This is a genomic window from Desulfitobacterium hafniense DCB-2, assembly GCF_000021925.1.
Classification (GTDB): Bacteria; Bacillota; Desulfitobacteriia; order Desulfitobacteriales; family Desulfitobacteriaceae; genus Desulfitobacterium; species Desulfitobacterium hafniense.
Map to the genome: position 1 here is coordinate 2838576 of NC_011830.1, position 20394 is coordinate 2858969.

At 45.2% G+C, this 20394-nt stretch carries 20 protein-coding genes; 17 read left to right on the forward strand and 3 right to left on the reverse strand.

The window, feature by feature from the left end; translation table 11 throughout:
* Positions 1–12: 12 nt before the first annotated feature.
* From DHAF_RS13225 to gap, 3 genes are read left to right on the forward strand one after another with little or no spacing between them, the layout of a single operon-like run.
* The gene (locus DHAF_RS13225; RefSeq protein WP_015944134.1) at positions 13–942 is read left to right on the forward strand and encodes a triose-phosphate isomerase; all 930 of its coding nucleotides are present in this window, start codon (positions 13–15) and stop codon (positions 940–942) included.
* A gap of 39 nt (positions 943–981) precedes the next feature.
* Positions 982–2433 carry a lactate racemase domain-containing protein gene (locus tag DHAF_RS13230; RefSeq protein WP_015944135.1) on the forward strand — a complete coding sequence of 484 codons (1452 nt, stop codon included), beginning with the start codon at positions 982–984 and terminating at the stop codon, positions 2431–2433.
* A 17-nt stretch (positions 2434–2450) separates the two neighbouring features.
* Positions 2451–3461 carry a type I glyceraldehyde-3-phosphate dehydrogenase gene (gene gap, locus DHAF_RS13235; RefSeq protein ID WP_015944136.1) on the forward strand — a complete coding sequence of 337 codons (1011 nt, stop codon included), beginning with the start codon at positions 2451–2453 and terminating at the stop codon, positions 3459–3461.
* Positions 3462–3514: 53 nt separating this feature from the next.
* Here gap and DHAF_RS13240 read toward each other — a convergent pair whose 3' ends face one another.
* Positions 3515–4363, reverse strand: a complete 849-nt coding sequence (locus DHAF_RS13240; protein ID WP_005811435.1) for an AraC family transcriptional regulator — start codon at positions 4361–4363, stop codon at positions 3515–3517.
* 223 nt (positions 4364–4586) lie between these two features.
* Between DHAF_RS13240 and DHAF_RS13245 the strand changes: the two genes are divergently transcribed.
* The 7 genes from DHAF_RS13245 (at position 4587) to DHAF_RS13275 (ending at position 10019) form a co-directional block, all read left to right on the forward strand.
* Positions 4587–5402 carry a methyltetrahydrofolate cobalamin methyltransferase gene (locus DHAF_RS13245; RefSeq protein WP_015944137.1) on the forward strand — a complete coding sequence of 272 codons (816 nt, stop codon included), beginning with the start codon at positions 4587–4589 and terminating at the stop codon, positions 5400–5402.
* A gap of 51 nt (positions 5403–5453) precedes the next feature.
* A complete protein-coding gene (locus DHAF_RS13250; RefSeq protein ID WP_015944138.1) occupies positions 5454–6584 on the forward strand; it encodes a uroporphyrinogen decarboxylase family protein in 1131 nt (376 codons plus the stop codon).
* 49 nt (positions 6585–6633) lie between these two features.
* Complete coding sequence (locus DHAF_RS13255) at positions 6634–7266, forward strand: corrinoid protein (protein ID WP_005811441.1); 633 nt, start codon at positions 6634–6636, stop codon at positions 7264–7266.
* A gap of 184 nt (positions 7267–7450) precedes the next feature.
* Complete coding sequence (locus DHAF_RS13260) at positions 7451–7882, forward strand: MarR family winged helix-turn-helix transcriptional regulator (protein WP_015944139.1); 432 nt, start codon at positions 7451–7453, stop codon at positions 7880–7882.
* Between the two features lie 208 nt (positions 7883–8090).
* Positions 8091–8765 carry an MgtC/SapB family protein gene (locus DHAF_RS13265; RefSeq protein WP_005811443.1) on the forward strand — a complete coding sequence of 225 codons (675 nt, stop codon included), beginning with the start codon at positions 8091–8093 and terminating at the stop codon, positions 8763–8765.
* A 66-nt stretch (positions 8766–8831) separates the two neighbouring features.
* Complete coding sequence (gene arr, locus DHAF_RS13270; protein WP_005811445.1) at positions 8832–9251, forward strand: NAD(+)--rifampin ADP-ribosyltransferase; 420 nt, start codon at positions 8832–8834, stop codon at positions 9249–9251.
* Between the two features lie 351 nt (positions 9252–9602).
* A complete protein-coding gene (locus tag DHAF_RS13275; protein WP_041271967.1) occupies positions 9603–10019 on the forward strand; it encodes a DUF2695 domain-containing protein in 417 nt (138 codons plus the stop codon).
* On the opposite strand, the gene msrB is transcribed toward DHAF_RS13275, so the two are convergent.
* Complete coding sequence (gene msrB / locus DHAF_RS13280) at positions 10016–11074, reverse strand: peptide-methionine (R)-S-oxide reductase MsrB (RefSeq protein ID WP_202796156.1); 1059 nt, start codon at positions 11072–11074, stop codon at positions 10016–10018. The genes DHAF_RS13275 and msrB overlap by 4 nt on opposite strands.
* Before the next feature lie 223 nt (positions 11075–11297).
* On the opposite strand from msrB, the gene DHAF_RS13285 reads away from it, so the two are divergent.
* The 7 genes from DHAF_RS13285 to DHAF_RS13315 all read left to right on the forward strand — a co-directional run bounded on the left by DHAF_RS13285 (position 11298) and on the right by DHAF_RS13315 (position 19190).
* Positions 11298–12056 (forward strand): SDR family oxidoreductase, encoded by a 759-nt coding sequence (locus DHAF_RS13285; protein WP_015944143.1) that lies wholly within the window; start codon positions 11298–11300, stop codon positions 12054–12056.
* 322 nt (positions 12057–12378) lie between these two features.
* Positions 12379–14622 (forward strand): molybdopterin oxidoreductase family protein, encoded by a 2244-nt coding sequence (locus DHAF_RS13290; protein ID WP_015944144.1) that lies wholly within the window; start codon positions 12379–12381, stop codon positions 14620–14622.
* 6 nt (positions 14623–14628) lie between these two features.
* Positions 14629–15084, forward strand: coding sequence for an Rrf2 family transcriptional regulator (locus DHAF_RS13295; protein ID WP_011459739.1), 456 nt, complete (start codon positions 14629–14631; stop codon positions 15082–15084).
* A gap of 301 nt (positions 15085–15385) precedes the next feature.
* Positions 15386–15847 (forward strand): MarR family winged helix-turn-helix transcriptional regulator, encoded by a 462-nt coding sequence (locus DHAF_RS13300; RefSeq protein ID WP_005811456.1) that lies wholly within the window; start codon positions 15386–15388, stop codon positions 15845–15847.
* A 106-nt stretch (positions 15848–15953) separates the two neighbouring features.
* Positions 15954–17303 carry an MATE family efflux transporter gene (locus DHAF_RS13305; protein ID WP_005811458.1) on the forward strand — a complete coding sequence of 450 codons (1350 nt, stop codon included), beginning with the start codon at positions 15954–15956 and terminating at the stop codon, positions 17301–17303.
* Between the two features lie 186 nt (positions 17304–17489).
* Positions 17490–18251: an NYN domain-containing protein gene (locus DHAF_RS13310; RefSeq protein WP_005811460.1), complete on the forward strand. Its 762-nt coding sequence runs from the start codon at positions 17490–17492 to the stop codon at positions 18249–18251.
* 84 nt (positions 18252–18335) lie between these two features.
* Positions 18336–19190, forward strand: coding sequence for a pyridoxamine kinase (locus tag DHAF_RS13315; protein ID WP_015944146.1), 855 nt, complete (start codon positions 18336–18338; stop codon positions 19188–19190).
* 129 nt (positions 19191–19319) lie between these two features.
* On the opposite strand, the gene DHAF_RS13320 is transcribed toward DHAF_RS13315, so the two are convergent.
* Positions 19320–20195: a radical SAM protein gene (locus DHAF_RS13320; RefSeq protein ID WP_011459741.1), complete on the reverse strand. Its 876-nt coding sequence runs from the start codon at positions 20193–20195 to the stop codon at positions 19320–19322.
* Positions 20196–20394: the final 199 nt, after the last annotated feature.

The window sequence follows — 20394 nt, forward strand, 5'->3', positions numbered from 1 at the left end:
AAGGAGGTATCTATGAAACAAATATTCATCAATCTTAAACGGTTTGATGTCCATAGAAGCTTAGGAGGGGTTTGTCCGTTTGAAAGAGGAGATGAATGGGTTGAATGGATTGTAGACGAGTGCATCAATTATGAAATTGGTAAACTTGAAGGGGTAAGGGTATCGTTCATGCTTCCCGAGTCTTTGCTTGTAAGTGCTGTTAAACGTCTGCAAATCTACCCCGAAGCGGAGAGGAAATCCTTGGCAGTGGGGTGTCAGGGGGTTTTCAGGGAGGATGTCGTTGTGGGCGGCAACTTCGGGGCTTTCAGCACCAACCGGCCGGCTGCCGCAGCCAAAAGTTTAAATTGCAGTTGGACGATGATCGGGCACAGCGAAGAGAGAAACGATAAAATGGGTATTATCGCCGCCTATGATCCTGGGAGTTTACATAGCAACATGGGGCGGCAAGCTGTTAATACCACAGTTGACACAATCCTTAATCAAGAGCTGAAATGCGCCCTGAACAGAGGGTTGAACGTCTTGTTTTGCATCGGTGAAACCGCTGAAGATAGAGGTGACGGGGATTTCAACCAACAAAAGCCCCCAATCAAAGCAGCCCTGAAAGCTCAGTTGTTAAACGGATTAAAAGGGTTTGATAAAAACCAGCTGAAGGGCCGCCTGGTTATCGGCTATGAGCCTGTATGGGCTATCGGGCCGGGGAAAACCCCTCCGGGAAGTGACTATATCGCCTTTGTGTCAACCTATATCAAAGAGACCGTCCTGAGAGAATTTAATTTTGTGCCTTCCGTAGTTTATGGCGGTGGTTTAAAGGAAGAGAACGCCGGGATTATCGCCAAGATCGACACCATTGACGGCGGTTTAGTGGCTCTGACAAGATTTACGGGTGAGATTGGATTTTATCCTGAAGATTTAAGAAAAATCATCTCTAAATACCTTGAATAAGCAGCGAGCAAAAAGTGTCTTAAGGGAGGTCATATTGGCGTGGAAATTGCCTTTGAATACGGACAAGGTTTAATGGCAGCGAATTTGCCGGATCATACGGATGTGTTTATACCAGGGGAGACTGTTCCAGATCCGCAATACCTTAAGAACACTGAAGAAGAAACTAGAAAATCCATACTTAATCCTATAGGGGTTCCGCCCATTTCCAAACAAGTGCAAAAAGGTTCAAAGGTGGCCATTGTCTTTCCGGACAGGGTCAAAGGAGGGGTCCAAGCAACCTCTCACAGAAAAATAGCGATTCCCATAATCATTGCGGAATTGCTCCAGGCCGGTGTCGAAAAACAGGATATCAAGCTTATTTGCAGCAATGGCCTGCATCGGAAAAACACCAGAGAAGAAATCAAGAGCCTTTTGGGAGAAAGGGTCTTTCATGAGTTTTGGTGGAGCAATCAGATTGTCAATCATGACAGTGAAGATTGGAGCAAGCTGGTTGACCTGGGTCATGACGAAATGGGCAATCCGGTAATCATGAATCGTGAGGTTTTTGAATCGGATCTCGCCGTACTGATTGGGCATGTTCTGGGTAATCCTTATGGAGGTTATTCAGGCGGCTACAAACACTGTGCTACCGGTATCACCCATTGGAAGTCGATTGCTTCACACCATGTCCCTCATGTAATGCACAGGCCGGACTTTACGACCGTAAACAGTCAGAGCCTGATGCGCAGAAAGTTTGATTCCATTGGCCGATATATGGAAAAGTGTATGGGAAAAAAGTTCTTTACCTGTGACGCTGTCCTGGATACCGAGCAGAGGCAGATTGCGGTATTTGCCGGGTCCGCCGCTGAAATACAGCCTTTGTCGTGGGAAATTGCCGACAAAAGGACGTATGTGCCCTGGGCTGAGAAGAACTATGATGTGCTGGTTTTCGGTATGCCTCAGGCCTTCCACTATGGAAACGGCATGGGCACCAATCCAATTTTAATGATGCAGGCTATATCTGCACAGATCATCAGACATAAAAGGGTATTAAAAGATAACTGTGTGGTGATCTGCTCATCACTCTGCAATGGTTATTTTCATGATGAGGAATTTCCGTCTTACAGGGCTTTATATGACCTTTTCCAAAAGGACTACCACCATACACTGCCTGACCTTGAAAAGTACGGTGAGTATTTTGCCAATAATCAAGAGTTTATTGATAAATACCGCTTTAATTATGGCTATCATCCTTATCATGCCTTTTCCATGATATCTTGCGGACAGATAGCAGAACAACATTGTTCCGCTATCTATATCATAGGCGCTTATGAACCGGGCTATGCCCGCAGTATGGGAATGAAAACGAGAGCTACATTTGAAGAGGCTTTAAAGGATGCCGGAAAGTATGTAGGAAGCAACCCCAATATTTTGGCCCTGCCCAAAGCCTTTAAGCTTGCCAGTGTGCATCTCGGCATGAAAGAATCAATGAATAAGATAATATCGAAATGATTCAGGAGGTTATTTAGATGAGTGTTCGCGTTGCCATTAATGGATTTGGTAGAATTGGCCGGCTGACATTGCGGGCGATCCTGAAGCAATCCCTCCCGGTTGAAGTGGTTGCCATCAATGATTTAGGAAGTCCGGATTTATTGGCTCATCTGTTTAAGTATGATTCGCTTCACGGAATTCTCCCTAATTCAGTGGAAATTGACGGAGATACAATGCTCGTCGATGGAAAATCCATTGCTATTTTATCGGAGAGAAACCCTTTGGATCTGCCTTGGCGCAAACTGGGAGTGGATATTGTCATCGAATCAACCGGACGTTTTACAAAGCGCGCTGCCGCGTCTCAACATCTGACAGCGGGGGCAAAGAAAGTCGTTATCTCTGCTCCGGCTAAAAACGAAGACATTACGATTGTTATGGGAGTTAACGACGATCAGTATCAGCCCCAGGAACACCATATTATTTCCAATGCTTCTTGTACAACGAATTGCCTTGCTCCCGTTGCCAAAGTTTTATTGGATGCTTTTGGAATTGAGCAAGGGATGATGACTACGACTCATTCAGTTACCAATGACCAACGGATTTTGGATCTGGAGCATTCCGACTGGCGCAGATCCCGGGCAGCCTATCAATCCATGATTCCGACCACCACGGGTGCAGCCAAAGCGGTAACCTTGGTTATACCGGAATTAGCAGGAAAAATGAATGGACTGGCCGTCAGAGTCCCTACCCCGAATGTTTCTTTGGTTGATTTTGTTGCTAATCTAACTAAATCAACCAGCAAGGAAGGGGTCAATGCTGCCTTGCGTGAAGCGGCAGAGGGTAAATTGAAGGGATATCTTGAATATACAGAGCTGCCTCTCGTTTCCCGCGATTTTAATGGCAACTCAGCCAGCTCCATCGTCGATGGCTTATCAACGATGATAATTGGCGAGCGCATGGTTAAAGTGTTGGCCTGGTATGATAATGAATGGGGCTATTCCAACCGTATTGTGGATCTGGTGAAGTTGATTGTCATGAAAGGTCTCTAATCACGAATTAAGGGGATTCTTGCCTGAAGGCTGGAATCCCCTTGATTTTGTGATTAAAATGGTGTGTTTCTGAACTCGCCGGGTGTAACTCCTATATTATTGTGGAAATTGACCACAAAATTTGATTCAGTAGAAAACCCGCATTCGGCGGCTATCTCCTTAATCTGAAGATTTGTTTTCTTAAGCAGCATTTTAGCATGGTTTAAACGAGTTTTCACGACATATTCATATGGGGAATAGCCGGTATCCTTTTTAAAGGTTCTGGCAAAATGGAAAGAACTCATGTTAACATGGGACGCAATAACTTTAAGGCTGAGTTTTTCTTTAAAGTTAGTCTCAATAAATGCTATAGCTTCCAGAACCGGATCAGATTTATCAGATTCGGGCAAAATAAAATCATCAGAGAGCATCAGTAATTCTGACAGCATCCTCTGGATATAACATGACATTAAGGGTTCAGAAAGGGGGCTGCCTGCCCTGGCATCTTCAAGAATCCTATTCAGATACTTAGGTATGATTAGCAAATTACTCAAAGAAATGACACATCCGAAACGATCATAAATAAGGTCAAACAGCTCTTTGCTGATGTTACCGTCATAATGGAGCCACAATGTCGTCCATTCAGTATTCGTATAATACCGATGCGGGTTATGACAATTGAGAATGATTAAATCATTTTCTTTGGCAGTATATATCCTGTCGTTATAACAGACTGTACCTTGACCCTTTACTACAAACATCAGCAGGTAACTGCTGTATTTTTCTCTTTCGACATTGTAATTCTGGTCGCAGAAGAATTTACCTGTACAAATCAAATAAAAAAAGAGGGATTTTGCCAGATTGCTGGGAGTGAAAAAATAATATTCTGAGCCTTCAAGGACTCCTTTTTCGTTAACCCTCATAATCAGCCTCCATGGAAATATTTAAAGCAATATTTCGAAATAAATTGGCAACTTTAATCAATGAAATGGCCTTAACAAGAGTATATAATGTGAATTAAGATATAGCAAGATTAAAACATTTAATTTGACGATGCTGTAAGGATCTAAGTAATTGGCGAAGGGGGGATGGAAGTATAATTAACGTTTGCTTGATCTGTATTACAAAGTAAAGGCAGGAAAGGACATGTTGATTGTAGGCGAACTTATTAATTCCAGCCGAAAAGCTATTAGCGATTCGGTGGATAATCGTAACGCACACTATATTAAGAAGATAGCGTTCGAACAAGTTGAAGCCGGCGCAAACTATTTGGATGTGAATTGTGGAACTAAGGTCTTTGAGGAAAAGGAAACCATGGAATGGCTCATCAACACAATCCAGGAAGCAGTTCAGGTTCCCTTGTGCATCGATAGCCCCAATCCTGAGGTTTTGGAAGCGGGACTGGCACTATGTAAGTATGGACAGCCCATGATTAACTCAATTACTGATGAGAAGGAACGTTTTGAAGCGATTAGCCCCCTTTTGGCCAAATATAAGGCCAAAATCGTGGCACTCTGCATGGACGATGAGGGAGTTCCAGAAACAGCCGCTGACCGTATGCGGGTGCTTAAAAGTCTATATGATAAACTACGGTCAATTGGGGTTCCGGATCAGGATATGTATTTTGACCCGCTTGTCAAGCCGATAAGCAGTATTGAGGCAGCCGGAATTGAGGTTCTCGAAACGATTAGGGCTGTAAAAAAAGAATATCCAAATGTCCACTTTATGTGTGGGTTAAGCAATGTGTCTTATGGGCTGCCTAACCGAAAAATATTAAACCGTATCTTCATGGTCCAAACCATGACATTGGGCATGGACGGCTATATTTTAAATCCTACCGACAGGGGGATGATGGGAACAATTTTCGCTGCCCAGGCTTTAATGGGTCAGGATTTATATTGTATGAATTACTTGAGCGCTCATCGGGCCGGTGTTTATGAAGAACTGTCAAAAAATCTATAATCATTTGGTAGCACAGAGCTTAAATATTTTTTAGCGAGAGGAGTAAAACCTATGAATCATCGTGAAAGGGTATTAGCGGTTTTGAACAAAAAACTGCCTGACCGTATCCCTATGGATTTATGTGAATCGGCGAGCTTTATTAATGATCCGGCCTATTTTGCTTTGAAAAACTATTTTAATATTGAGGGAGAGGTTGAGCCGTTCCGCAGAAATTTTACGGCGAACTATTATGACCCACGTGTTCTGCAAGCTTTGGACATTGATTTTCGCCATGTTTGGCTGAAAACGCCTACGGGTTATCAAAATACAATGTATGATGATGGCACTTTTTCTGATGAATGGGGTGTCGTCTATAGGTTATTGGGAAATGAAAGAGCTATTGTAAAGTATCCTTTATTGAATGCAGATGAAAGTGATCTTGATAACTATCCATGGCTTGATCCATATGCTCCGGGACGTGCTGAGGGCTTGGCAAAACGTGCCCATGACCTGCTCCAAAATACCGATTACGCTATTGCCGCCCATGCTGCTCATAATTATGGATTCTTCGATACTGCTTGGATTATGAGAGGATTTGATAATTTTTTAGTTGACCTCATGATCAATAAACCATTTGCCAAGCGTTTATTAGGAAAAATTCTTGATATATTTTTAGGACTTCATGAAGTATACCTAAATGCAGTGGGACCCTATATCCATATGATAGCTTTCTGTGAAGATTATGGCATGCAGAACGCACCATTTATCTCACCTGAATTATATAAGGAGATGCTGCAACCGTATCATAAAGAACTCTTTGCCTTTATTAAAAAGAAGGCCCCTCAGGCTAAAATAATGTTTCACAGTTGTGGGGCTGTTTACCCATTGATTCCTTTGTTAATTGAAGCCGGAATTGACGTTTTGAATCCTATCCAGCATACGGCAAACGGCATGGACCCGCTTAAAATAAAGCAGGAATTTGGTTCTGAAGTTATTTTTCATGGTGGCATAGATGTTCAGCATGCTCTAGCCGGAAGTATAGAGGGCGCTGAAAAAGAAGTTAAAAATATGATTGACACATTAGGAGAAAACGGTGGTTATATCGTAGCGCCAGCCAATGTTGTTTCGGGGGAAACTCCTCCTGAAAACATCGCAAGTCTATACAGAACAGCGGCAAATTATGGCAGATATGATCTGAAATAATTGTCAGCAATGCTTGCCTATTTAAAATTAAAAAAGGAGAGTAGAAGAAATGAAAATCCTTGACGAAATAAAAGAAGCACTTATGAAGGGAGATGCCAATCAAGTTCGGGAGCAAGCAGCTAAAGCAGTGGCAGAAGGGCTTGATCCGGTTACGATTATTAATGATGGGTTTATTACGGCTATGAGTATTATCGGTACTAAGTTTAAAAATAATGAAGTTTATGTCCCCGAAGTCTTAGTTGCCGCCAGAGCAATGCATGCTGGAATGGATGCCGTTAAACCTTTTTTAGCCGGCGATGCCCTTCAAGAGAAAGGAACTGTATTGATTGGCACTGTGAAGGGGGATCTTCACGATATTGGTAAAAATCTGGTTATCATAATGTTGCAGGGTGGCGGTTTTAAAGTGGTGGATTTAGGAATTGACGTTTCGGCAGAAAAATTCGTTGAAGCTGTTAAAGAAAATAAACCGGATGTCGTAGCCATTTCTGCCTTATTAACCTCAACGATCATAAATATGAAGGGCGTAATTGAAGGCTTGGCTGATTATCGCGATCAGGTAAAAATAATTGTGGGCGGAGCCCCGGTTACCCAGGATTTTGCCGATAAGATTGGCGCCGACGCTTATGCTCCGGATGCTGCGTCTGCGGTGGAAAAGGTACGCGAACTTGTCGGCGCAGCCTGAATAGGTTTACGGGACTATCCCGCAGCAATTGTAAAACTTCAGGATTTAGTGAAAGGCAGAACTGAGTCATAACGGATGAGAGAACCCTGAATATAGTAAATTTTAATTTACTATATTCAGGGTTTTTACTTGAAATAATCTATTAATAGCATTAAAATGATTACTATATTAGGGAGGTGCAGCAATGAGTGAAATGATTGCCAAAGAATATATTGAGTTGATCTCAAATCTTTTTGGGAACTTCAGCCAGCTGAACAAAGAAGCCGTGGCGTTGTCACACCTGCAAAGCCACGTTCTCGAATTTATCTATATGAAGCAGAGAGCATTGAATATTAAAGACATAAGCAGCGGTCTGGATATTGCCAAGCAACAATTAACCAAAGTGATCAGCGACCTTGAAACAGGTGGCTTCCTGGTCAAAGCACCCGACCCTAAAGATAAGCGGGCCGTTCTGGTTTCCCTGACCACAGCGGGCAAAGATGCTGAAGATCAAAAATGGGCCGGAATGTATCAACGGCTCAGCAATAACCTGACTAAATTGACTGATGAGGAGCAAGCCGATCTAACCTATGCTCTCCATAAAGTCAATCTGCTCTTGAAAAAGATGGAAAACTAAGGAAGTAAATGCCTTGGCTCATCATTACCTGTCGGACTGAGCCTGCAATAATGACAAACATAAAGACCATGAGATTTGGAAGAAATAGTACAGGGAGTCATCGTTGATAAATGGTCTCTTTGTTTTTTTAATTGAGTAGAGTTAAAATAGATCAATACTTATTGTAAAATCAAAGTAATGTCTTGTAGTTACTGAATGGATTCGGGAGGTGGCTCTTTTGTTGATTAGCGATTACGAGATGGCCTTAAGGCTTTTGTTAGCCTGTATCTTAGGTGGGGTTGTCGGTTGGGAACGGGAGAAGATCCACAAACCCGCAGGATTAAGAACACATATACTCGTCGCTTTAGGGGCTGCTTTGGTCACTATCGTGTCTATGTTTGCTTTTACTTCATTTGATTATGCCAATAAAGATCCGGGAAGAATAGCGGCCAATATTGTAACCGGTATTGGCTTTTTGGGCGCCGGCACCATCATGCGCGAAGGCACCTCAGTCAAAGGGCTGACAACGGCCGCCAGCATTTGGGTGGTAGCGGCGATTGGCATGGCAGTGGCTACAGGGATGTATTATTCTTCATTAATAACTACCTTCCTGGTTTTCCTGACCTTGGACGGCTTCTTTGAAAAGCTTCTTTTTCGCAACCAGCAATTGTTAAAAGTGTGTATTGCCAATGAATTTAAACTGACAGAAATCGGTGAGGTTTTTGAAAAAAATGGCATCACGATTAAACATGTTTCCGTTCTGCCGATCAAGTTTTCCAGGAATATTCCCGTTGAGTTCAGAATCAGGGTGCCTAAAGATATTGACTACTTTAAGATTTTAGGGGAGATTGTGGCTATTGATGGTGTAACGATGGAGGAGAGTATGCCCCTGTACCGGCGGTAACGGGATGCAGAAATCTGCTATAACTTTTTGAAAACGATAAACAGGAATTTATATGGAGGACTTAGTGTGCATAAAAAAAGAGAACTGATTGAAACCGGACCTTTCTACCACGGTACAAAAGCCGACTTGAAGATAGGAGACTTGCTGGAGCCTGGCTATAGCTCTAACTATGGTAAGCGAAAGAAGGCCAACTATGTCTATCTGACTGGGACCTTGGATGCGGCCGTGTGGGGAGCAGAGCTTGCAGTGGGCGACGGACCCGGTCGTATCTATTGTGTGGAGCCCACCGGCACCTTCGAGAATGATCCCAATCTGACGGATAAGAAGTTTCCGGGGAACCCCACCAGATCCTATCGCACCCAACATCCCTTGCGCGTAATAGGCGAAGTCCCGGAATGGGAAGGACACTCCCCAGAGACGCTCCAGAAAATGCGGGATCATCTTGACGAACTAAAACGTCTCGGCATTGAGGCGATAAACGACTGATTATGAGATAGCCAGCGCAAAAGATACGTTTTTACCGTGTTTTCAGAGTAAATATAAAAACATACAGACAAGGGGCAACATCAGAAAAATGTTGCCCCCTGTCCGTATTGTCATGCCGCTGCTCGATATGTGAAGTCTGCAAACACTTATAGTTTAATAAGTTATATTCATACCATTAAATGACATTGAGTCGAACTCCGCCTTTTTTCTGCATAACCCTCCCGTGACGCTTTGCCGCATCGCGGGGGATAAAGAACGATGAATTAAAGCATGTTCTATGCTTATAATAGGAGTATTGAAGATCTATAGGAAATCAAAATCCGAAGAATCAGAAGCGATTCGTTTAAGGAGATGATAGTCATGCCGGAGAAGACTTTTCAGGAAGAAGGACAAGCAGAATTACCCCTTCTTAAGGATAAGAAATTGATTAAAGAAGAGGTTAACCGCCGTTTAGTTCATGGAATTAAGCAGGGTCATCTGGAATACGATGCGCTCTATAATCATGAGAAATCCAGTTTGAACAAAGATGCTGAGATCTTAAGCATGCTTTTTCAGCGTCTGTTCTTTTACCGCTTAAATGAAAAACTGGCAGCCTTCCACTGTGACCATACTTATCGTTTCAGCCGGCAAATATTAACTCAGATGCAGCTTAACCGCGGCAAAATCAACGATATTCTGGAGATTTTCCAAAAGAACGGCGGCGTGTGTGACTGTGAAGTGCTCTATAATGTTGAAAGCCGCTTAATCGGCAAAGACTCTCAAGTCTAATCCCGGAACAAACGGAGCAGATCCCCATAGCCCTCCCGTTCCAGATCTTCCTTCGGGATAAAGCGCAGAGCAGCCGAATTGATGCAGTAACGCAAGCCATCCGGCCCCGGTCCGTCATCGAAAACATGTCCCAAATGAGATTCAGAATTGCGGCTGACGACCTCTGTGCGGGTCATATTATGGCTGAGGTCAATTTTTTCGACGATATTGCTTTTTAACACCGGCCTGGTAAAACTAGGCCAGCCGCAGCCGCTGTCGAATTTATCCTTCGAACTGAATAGAGGCTCACCGGAAACGACATCCACGTAAATCCCTTCCTGCTTGTTATTCCAAAACTCATTTTGAAAGGGAGGTTCCGTGCCTTTTTCCTGAGTCACATGAAATTGCAGCGGAGTTAAACGCTTTTTTAATTGCTCCTTTTCTTTTGCCCAATGTTTGTTGATGAAGGCATCCCGGCCTGAACCCTGGCGGTAAAGTGCATAGCGGAAAGCATTTTTTTGATGATAGCCTTGGTGGTAATCTTCTGCCGGATAGAAGGGAGCAGCCGGGAGAATCTCAGTAACGATGGGCTTATCAAAATGCGAACTGCTGATTAAAGCCTGTTTAGACTCTTCGGCCAGCCGGCGCTGTTCTTCGCTGTGATAAAAAATAGCTGTCTGATAGGACTCACCACGATCGTGAAACTGTCCGCCGGGATCGGTGGGATCGATTTGCCGCCAGAAAAAAGCCAAGAGTTCCTTGTAGCTCACAATATTCGGATTGAATTTAATTTGGATCGCTTCCCTATGTCCGGTGGTGTGGGAACAGACCTCGTTATAGGTGGGGTTTTCCACATGGCCGCCGGTGTAGCCGGATAGAACCTCCAAAACCCCAGGCAAGGGGCTGTATACTGATTCCATACACCAAAAGCACCCCCCGGCAAACGTAGCAATTTCCAGATTGGTTTTATCAACTGTCATAGAATCTTCCCTCCTTAGAGCATAGGATGGACTTGCAAGCCTAAAGTTATCCTTATCTAAATCATAACTCTTTTCATCGATAATTAAAAATATCAATCCGATCAGAATTATATTTTATGCCGTTTGGACTGGTCAAAAAGTAGCGGATACGTTAAAATTAATTGAATTCTGAATATTTAATAAATTAAAAAGCTTATTAAATGAGAGAGGAGGGTAAAAACTTCCGGAAAACAGTTCTTAAAACAAGCAGAATTGGCAACCCTAAGGTTGCAGGCAGAGAAAGCAGATTTTGAATGATTAGAGCGAGGAGGAAAAAACCATGAGATTAATGAATAAGGTGGCCATTGTAACGGGAGCAGCTTCCGGTATGGGCAAGTCAATTGCCCTTCTCTACGCTAAAGAAGGGGCCAAAGTCGTTGTATCGGATCTCAATCTGGAGGGTGCCCATAAGGTTGCCGAAGAGATTACTTCGGCAGGTGGCACCGCTTTGGCCATCAAGACCAATGTTGCTGTGGAAGAAGATATTCAAGCCTTGGTTGACACAGCTGTGAGTACTTATGGTACCGTCGATATTTTTGTCAACAATGCAGGAATCATGGATAATTTTGAACCTGCCGCTGATATAGAAGATAAGAATTGGGAAAGAATATTTGCCGTAAACACCACAAGCGTTATGCGTGCAACCAGAAAGGTTCTTCCCATATTCCTGGAAAAATCAAGCGGCGTCATTGTCAATGTCGCCTCGGCAGGGGGACTAAACGGTGCCAGAGCAGGGGCTACATACACGGCCTCCAAACATGCCGTGATTGGTTTTACTAAAAACACCGGCTTTATGTATGCCCAGCAGGGGATTCGCTGCAACGCCATCGCCCCGGGAGCCGTGGAAACCAATATCGGGTCCACAATTACCGATCCTCATAAATTCGGCTCCGCACGGGCCTATGCTGGTATGGCCACCAATCCCCGTATGGGCAAACCTGAGGAGATTGCCCAGGTGGCATTGTTCCTGGCTGCGGAGGAGTCCAGCTTCGTCAATGGCGCTGTTATCGTGGCTGACGGAGGCTGGTCTGCCTATTAAAACCCTTTAGGCCATTGGGGAAATCATCAAAATAGAAAAGCAATGTGCAAAGCAATGATATGCCAAAATGACAGTGGCGGAGTTTTCCGCGTACTGTCATTTTTGGCTTTATTTAATTTATTTTTAACCTTCCTGGTTGCACGCTCAACAGCACTAAGCGAAGATTACTGCAGACAGGAGCACCAGTATATTGAAGGGGAACAGTTGCAGTTTAGCCAACTGATTATAGCCGATTACAATTGACAGAATATTTAGATATCTGTTAAGATGAAACCAAAGTGGTTACACCCATGGGACCACCAGAGAGGGGAGAAGCACAAGGATGGGAGAATGGAAAAAAAGCGGTTGTATACTCTGTGCTCAGAACTGTGGCCTGGAACTGGAGATAGAGAACAATCGTATCGTCAAAGTCCGTGGGGATAAGGACAATCCCCGCAGTCTCGGCTATTGCTGCCAAAAAGGTCTGAAGATCGCCCATTATGCCCATAATGGGGATCGCCTTTATTATCCTTTGAAAAAAGCAGGGGACCGTCATGTGCGCATCAGCTGGGAACAAGCCATTGGTGAGATTTCTGAAAAATTATTGTCCATCAAAGAAGACCATGGACCTAAATCCTTTGCTTATGTGGGCGGCGGCAATGTAGGGGGGCAGATGGAGGTCGGCATCGGGTTAAGGCTGCTGGGCCTTCTGGGTTCACGTTATTACTATTCATCATTGGCACAAGAATTTTCCAATGTCTTTTGGGTGGACGGCCGGGTTGCGGGAAAACAGGGGTTAACTTCCGTGGCGGACGCCCATGGAGCAGATACTTTGGTGGCGTGGGGCTGGAATGGCTGGATGAGCCATCAGGAGCCGCGTACCCGGCTCTTGATCAAGGAGTTTGCTGAGAATCCCCGCAAAAAACTGCTTGTTATTGATCCGCGCTTATCGGAGACGGCTAAGTTTGCGGATCTTCATCTGGCCCTGCGCCCGGGGTCTGATACATTGCTCTTAAAAGCCATCATCCGGATTATTCTCGAGCAGGAATGGGAAGATAAAAAGTATCTTGAAGACCATGTGAGCGGGTGGGAAGAGGTTGCCCAACTCTTCAGCGGATTTGAAGCTAAGAGAGCGGTGGAAGAGGTCTGCGGGCTTAATTATGAAGATGTGGTGGAGACGGCCCGCCTGATTGCCCAAACCAAGTCCTGTATCCATCAGGATTTGGGGATTTATATGAATCGCAACTCCACCCTCAACAATTACTTGCTGCATATTTTACGGGCTGTAACAGGACGTTTGGCTGTGGAAGGGGGACAGATTTTTCCCGCTTTCCTTTATCCCATGGGAAGTGACAGCGATGAGCGCCATCCGAAAACCTGGCGTACGGTGAAACATAAGATGTTTCCCGTGTTGGGGGTATTTCCGCCGGCTATCTTGCCTGATGAGATCCTCCATGATCATCCGGAGCGCATCCGCGCTTTAATCGTCAGTGCCTGTAACCCCCTTCGCTCCTGGCCGGATACCCTGGCTTATGAAAAGGCCTTCCATGCCTTGGAGCTCTCAGTGTGTATTGATATCGCCTACACCGAAACCGCCCGCTTGTCTGATTATGTCCTGCCCAGTCTCAGTTATCTGGAATCCTATGATACCACGTGTTTTAACTATTCCTACCCGGAGTTCTATTTTCAAATGCGTCAGCCTGTCCTGGAGCCCCTCAGCCCGGAAGCCAAAGAGGGTTCAGCGATTATCTTAGAGCTGATTAAGGCCATGGGTTTTCTACCGGAACTGCCGGATCGGCTCTATGGGGCAGGGCAGCAAGGCCTTACCTCATACTTAGGGGCAATCAACGCTTATTTCCTGGAAAATCCCCAGCATGCCAAGCTGGCTCCCCTCATCCTGGCGGAAACTCTGGGGAAGGCCCTCGGCTCCGTCAACCAGGCTTTAATCGTAGGCCTGCTGATCAACAGCAGTAAAGGCTTTAAAGCCGGCGCTGCCGCCATAGGCTATCCTCCGGATATCACTATGGCGGAGAAGATGTATCAGGATATTGTTGGGCATCCCCAGGGGTTAATCCTGGCCAGATTCCAGGGTGATAACTTTCAAATGCTGCACACCCCAGATAAAAAACTGGCCTTGAGCATTGAGGAGCTCTTCGAACCTCTGCAAGCGGCCACTATCGATAAAGAAAGGGCGGAGCTGGATCTGCCTGAGCATTATCCTCTGATCCTCCACGCAGGGCTTCATCATGAGACAGTAGCCAACACCATGCTGCGCAATCCCCAGTGGAACGGTTCCCGGCGCTGGGCAACCATGCTTATGCATGAGGCGGATGCCGGAAACCTGGGGCTTACCGACGGGGACAAAGCTGAAATTACCACAAAAGCCTCCACAGCGCTGATCGAAGTTGAAATTAGTCCCCACGCAGCTCGCGGTTGTGTCTACATCCGTCATGGCGGAGGGCTGGTCTATGAAGGCAGCAAATACGGAGTCAATGTCAATGAATTAGTCCAGAGCACGGACAGGGACGAGATGTGCACTCCCATGCACCGCCGTATTCCTTGCCGGGTGGAAGCGGTGGGGGAGTAGGAGACCATGCAATTAAGCAGCAGGTTTCCTGTAGCAGTACAAATCCTTATTATCATTGCCTGGTGTCCTGAAGATGTCAAAGTGACCAGCGAAGCCCTTGCTGTGAGTGTCAACACCAATCCGGTTCTGATCCGGCGCATTATGGGGTACTTAAAAAAAGCCGGCCTGATCGCTATTTCTTCAGGTACCGGAGGAGCAAAACTAACCAGAAGTACGGAGGAGATCACTTTATTGGCGGTCTATCGGGCAGTGGAATTAACGGACCAGCATGCACTGTTTGGCCTTCATGCTCATCCCAATGCCTATTGTCCGATTGGCTGCCGGATCAATGACGTGCTCCGGCCACCTTTAGAGGAGGCGAGAAACGCCCTTGAAGGGTCCTTGGCAAAAGTGACCATCCAAGAGCTGTTGTCATCCTTTCCACCCTTTGATTACGCGATTCTTAAGCATTTAAAGCTTTAACCTATGCTTATCGTTAAATAGTCTGGAGATAACACCATGAAGGAATATAATTATTTTCGCCGGAGAAGATGAATACTATTGCTTAGGTCAGGGATATCCAATCGGATATCCCTGCTTTATTCATGCAGGCAGGAAAATCATTGCCCGGGAACCGTCGCGAACTATGGAAGCAGATGACCGATCCTTTCGAAAGAAAGTGCTTGCATTCCGGCTTGGTTATCACTATAATATTTAAGTATTCTTACTGTTAGTTTCCTAACTGTCTGAATTCTTATTTTTTCTTTAGTTAAGTAAAAGGTAGGTGGTCGTATTGAACTATAATAAAACCAAGCAAATTCATAAACTGATGTTTACTTTTATGGGGTTGTTCCATGAGAAGTTTTTGCTGCCATTTCGCAACGAAGTGGATTGTCGTTCAGATTTGAAGAAAAATCATATCAAAATACTCAATATCCTTTATCATGAGAATCCAAAAACCCTGACCGAAATCGGTAAAAACCTGGATATTGAAAAAGGAAGCTTAACCGCTTTGGTTGATTTTTTGGAGGAAAAGGAGCTTATTATACGGGCTATGGATCCGAAGGATCGCCGGAAGAGCTTAATTTACTTAAGCCCCCAGGGCAAAGAGAAGATGGAGGAGCGTATTGCTGCTTTCACAGAACAAATGGGAGAATCTTTGGCTGTTTTTGATGCCGGGGATATCCAGGCTTTTGAGAATAATTTGCAGCACGTTGTGGATTTTCTTAAAAAAGTGCCGGTTTGACCTGAGGAACAGGGAACTATAGAGATCATGATCAAGCAGACAGAGCATGACTAAGAAGATAGATCATGATCAAGAGCAGATTATAGAGTGAGAAAGAAGTGTTTAAATGATAAGCCTTAGAAATGACAGCATCGGAAAATTGCTGTGGGAATTTTCCTTGCCGGCAATTATTGGGATGTTGGTTAATGCCCTCTACAATATTATCGGCCGTATCTTTGTCGGTCAGGGTGTTGGTTATCTGGCCATCGCTGCAGTTACGGTAGCCATGCCTGTGATGATTTTGCTTATGTCCGTCGCTATGCTGGTGGGTGTGGGAGCTACCGCCCTGATCTCTATTCGCATGGGCGAGAAAAAGATGGACGAAGTGGAAAAAATTGCAGGAAACGCCACAGGTCTTCTTGTGCTTTTGCCCTTGCTTTTATCCTTCGTTTACTTTTTTAATGCTGAACCCCTTTTGGTCTTGTTTGGCGCCAGTCCGGAAGTTTTGCCCTATGCCAAGGAATACAGCCATATCATTATGATGGGCGCAGTGCCAGGTGCTTTAGCCTTTGGCATGAACAACTTTATCCGTGCCGAAGGCAACCCCCGTATTGCTATGCTGACTCAGATTATCGGTGCGGTTATTAACATTGTCTGTAACTATATTTACATTTTTATATTTGATTGGGGTATTCAGGGCTCCGCTTTGGCGACAGTGACTGGTCAAACTGTTTCGGCAATATGGGTTCTCAGCCATTTTCTCATGGGACGCAGCAGAATTAAGCTGAGAGCAAAATATTTGCGCCTGGATCCATCCATTGTCTTAAAGACCATAACCATTGGCTTTGCACCTTTTGCCATGCAGATCGCCAATAGTGTTCAGCAAACTCTACTGAACAACACCTTAAGGGAATATGGGGGAGATATAGCTATTTCAGCCGTGGGCATTGTCATGAGTATATCCATGCTGCTGCTGATGCCGATTGTCGGAGTCAGCCAAGGGGCACAACCCATTATCGGTTATAATTACGGCGCTCAGAATTATGAGCGGGTCAAGGAAACCCTGAAAAAAGCCGTTCTGGTGGGCACTGCTATGGCGGCAGGTGGATTTGTCCTGCTCCATCTCTTTGCTGTTCCGGTGGTAGGGCTTTTCAGTAAAAATGATCTGGCTCTTACCGAGTTAGCCGTCCATGCATCCCTTGTCTTCCTGGCTTTGATGCCCATTGTCGGTTTCCAAATCATTGGCTCCTCCTACTTCCAGGCAGTAGGAAAACCTATTCAATCCACGATTCTCAGCCTTTCCCGACAAGTGCTTCTTTTTATTCCTCTTTTGCTTCTGCTCCCTCGGTTTTACAAAATTGAAGGGGTCTGGATCACGGCTCCCATCGCGGATGGCCTGGCTGTCCTGGTGACCGGAACCTTCCTGTTTTTCGAACTTAGAAAGTACAAAAAACCGGTTCCGGCCCTGGGTGACTAAACAGCTTCATTCATAACCGGAAACAATGAACCGCTTCTTCGCTTGAAGGAGCGGTTTTTTTACCAGGGAAGGCAGTGTAATCCGTATTGTAAGTAAAATGAAGTTCCATTATACTATTACTCATGGGGGCAGCTTAGGCGCTGCATATACATATGTGAAATTAATATGTTTTAAAGGGGATATCTTATGGATAATGATAAAAATATCGCGGTGCTCATCGATGCTGATAATGTTTCGGAAAAATACATTAAACCGATTTTAGATGAAGTATCCAATCATGGCATTCCTACCTATAAAAGAATTTATGGAGATTGGACAAAACCTCAATTGTCGTCCTGGAAAAATGTGCTCCTCAATTACTCCATCACACCCATTCAACAATACAGTTACACCACAGGTAAAAATGCCACAGATGCAGCCTTGATTATTGATGCCATGGATATCCTTTATTCCAAGAATGTAGACGGCTTCTGTATCGTATCCAGTGACAGTGATTTCACCCGGCTGGCCGCCCGCTTAAGGGAAGCGGGAATGTATGTCATCGGTATGGGTGAGAAAAAAACCCCCACACCCTTTATCGCCGCCTGTGAGAAATTTAAATATTTAGAAGTGCTGGCTGGTGGCACTACCAATGTTTCCGAGCAGGGTATTCCCTTAAAAAGTGAGAAGCATGATCCCACCAAAGATGGGATGGCTTCCCTGGATGATCTGATTCGCACCATTCGCATTATTGTTACGGAAAGCTCTGATGAGGATGGTTGGGCGTTTTTAGGTGAAGTGGGCAAGCGGCTGAACAAACGCTATCCTGATTTTGATACCAGAAACTACGGGCACACTAAGCTGACCCCGCTTATTTCCTCATTAAAGCAATTCGAAATCCAACCCCGCAAAACCAGCAATCCCAATATTATTCATTACTTTATTAAGAATAAACCCAAGGTTAAATAAGCTTTGCAAGGGGAATGATTTAAGCTATAATTAACTGTTGTTTATTTAGGCAATGATTCAATTTTCGTGTAAGGAGAAGTGACTATGGAAAGACAAAAGCGGGTAGCGGCCATCCACGATATATCCTGTGTAGGCAGATGCTCATTAACCGTGGCCTTGCCCATTCTTTCGGCGGCCGGATTTGATACAGGGGTATTGCCTACAGCAGTCCTGTCCACCCACACGGGGGGATTTGAAGGGTTTACTTATCGGGATTTGACCGAAGATATTGAGCCTATAGCCAAGCACTGGCAATCCCTTGATCTGAAGTTTGACGCTTTATACAGCGGTTTTTTAGGGTCCTTTGCCCAGATTGATTTGGTAGCCGATCTCTTTAAAACCTTTAGAAAAGACGATACCTTGGTTATGGTGGATCCGGTGATGGCGGATAATGGGGTTCTTTATTCGGTGTACTCTCCGGAGATGGCTAAAGGTATGGCCAAGCTTTGCTCCATGGCCGATATCATCGTCCCCAATTTAACGGAAGCAGCCTTTATGCTTGAGGAAGACTATGTGGGAGATAAGTATTCCCAGGATTATGTCGAGAAAATTCTCAGGAAGCTTTCCGACATGGGCGCGAAAAAAGTCGTCTTGACAGGTATCTCCTTTGACCCGGCCCAGCTTGGCGCAGCCTGCTATGATCGGGAAACGGATCAGGTAAGCTATGCCTTTAATGAGCGGGTGGAAGGCTATTTCCACGGCACAGGGGACGTCTTTGGCAGCACCTTATTGTCCGGTCTGCTCAATAACTTTTCTCTGGCCGAAGCTACTCAGATTGCTGTGGATTATACCCTGAAATGCATCCAGCTTACCGTGGCCGGGAATCAGGAGCGCCGCTATGGGGTCTGCTTCGAACGGGCACTTCCTTATCTGATCCAAAAGCTGGGTTTGCTAAAATAATTAAACTAAGCTAAGCATGCCGTAATTGATAGTTTTTTTAGATAAGAAATACAGGGAACCGCCCCTGTGCCTTCCGGAAAGGGCGATACTGCCCTCAGGGAATGTACGGGGGTTGTTCCCTGCACTGATTTAAAGCCCTCGCCAGTATTCGGGTCTTAAGACTTCCTCCCGGTTTTCCTCAATGACCTCTTTTAAAGTGGAGAGAAGGGTTGCTTTATCATGGGGAAGGTGGGCTTTGAGGGGGAGGTAGTTGGAGGCGTGGTTGCTGCGGAATAGGCAATCCTTTAAGTTTAAGCCTTGAACCATGAGTTCCAGCTCGATGAGACTTTCCCATTTATTGAGAGGGGTAAATTCCCCGGATTTGATCTTTTGGGTGAGGGGGGCATCCGGAGCCAGCATGAGGGTGAGGGCTCCCAGGTAGTGGGGGTTGATAGCACTGATGACTTTTCCGGTCTCCACGGCATGTTCCGGGGAGCGTTCCCGGCCCCCCAATCCTAAAATAATGGTGCAGGATAATTTGAGCCCGCTGGCCACAACCTTTTGACCGGCGTTGATCATTTCCTCGGGGGTTACTCCTTTCCGGATCAGGTTAAGGATCAGCCCGCTGCCGCTTTCCACACCCAGATAGACGATGCTCAGCCCTTGCTCCTTGAGCCGGGCCAGTTCCGCAGGGCTTTTTTCCAGGATATCCTTCGGCCCTCCGTAGATTCCTACCCGCTTCAGGCGGGGGAAGCGCTGGTAAAGTGTTTCCAGAACATTGCTTAATACGTCCGTTTCCACGGCCAAGGCGTCGCCATCGGCAAGAAAAATCCGTTCCATATGAGGATAAGCCTTCGAGCCGGCATCGATCATATCCATGATCTCCTCGATACTGCGGATGCGAAAGCTTTTTCCTTTGTACATGCTGCAAAATGTACATTGGTTATGGCGGCAGCCCAGGGAGACCTGCAGAATCAGGCTGGACGCTTCACTGGGAGGACGGAAAACAGCGCCTTCATAGATCATAAAGCACCTCCGGTGACTCTGTTGTTGCTTACATTTCTCTAATGACTTATTGACAATCATTTAATACTAATAGTTAGCTGTTTCTGCGAGAAATCCTTTTCTAATTATTTAAAACTGCACTCAGTAGATGCCTGAAAATGCAAAAATAAAACATGCCCATAAAACCTTTGGCAATGTATCCAGAAATGTATACAGGATC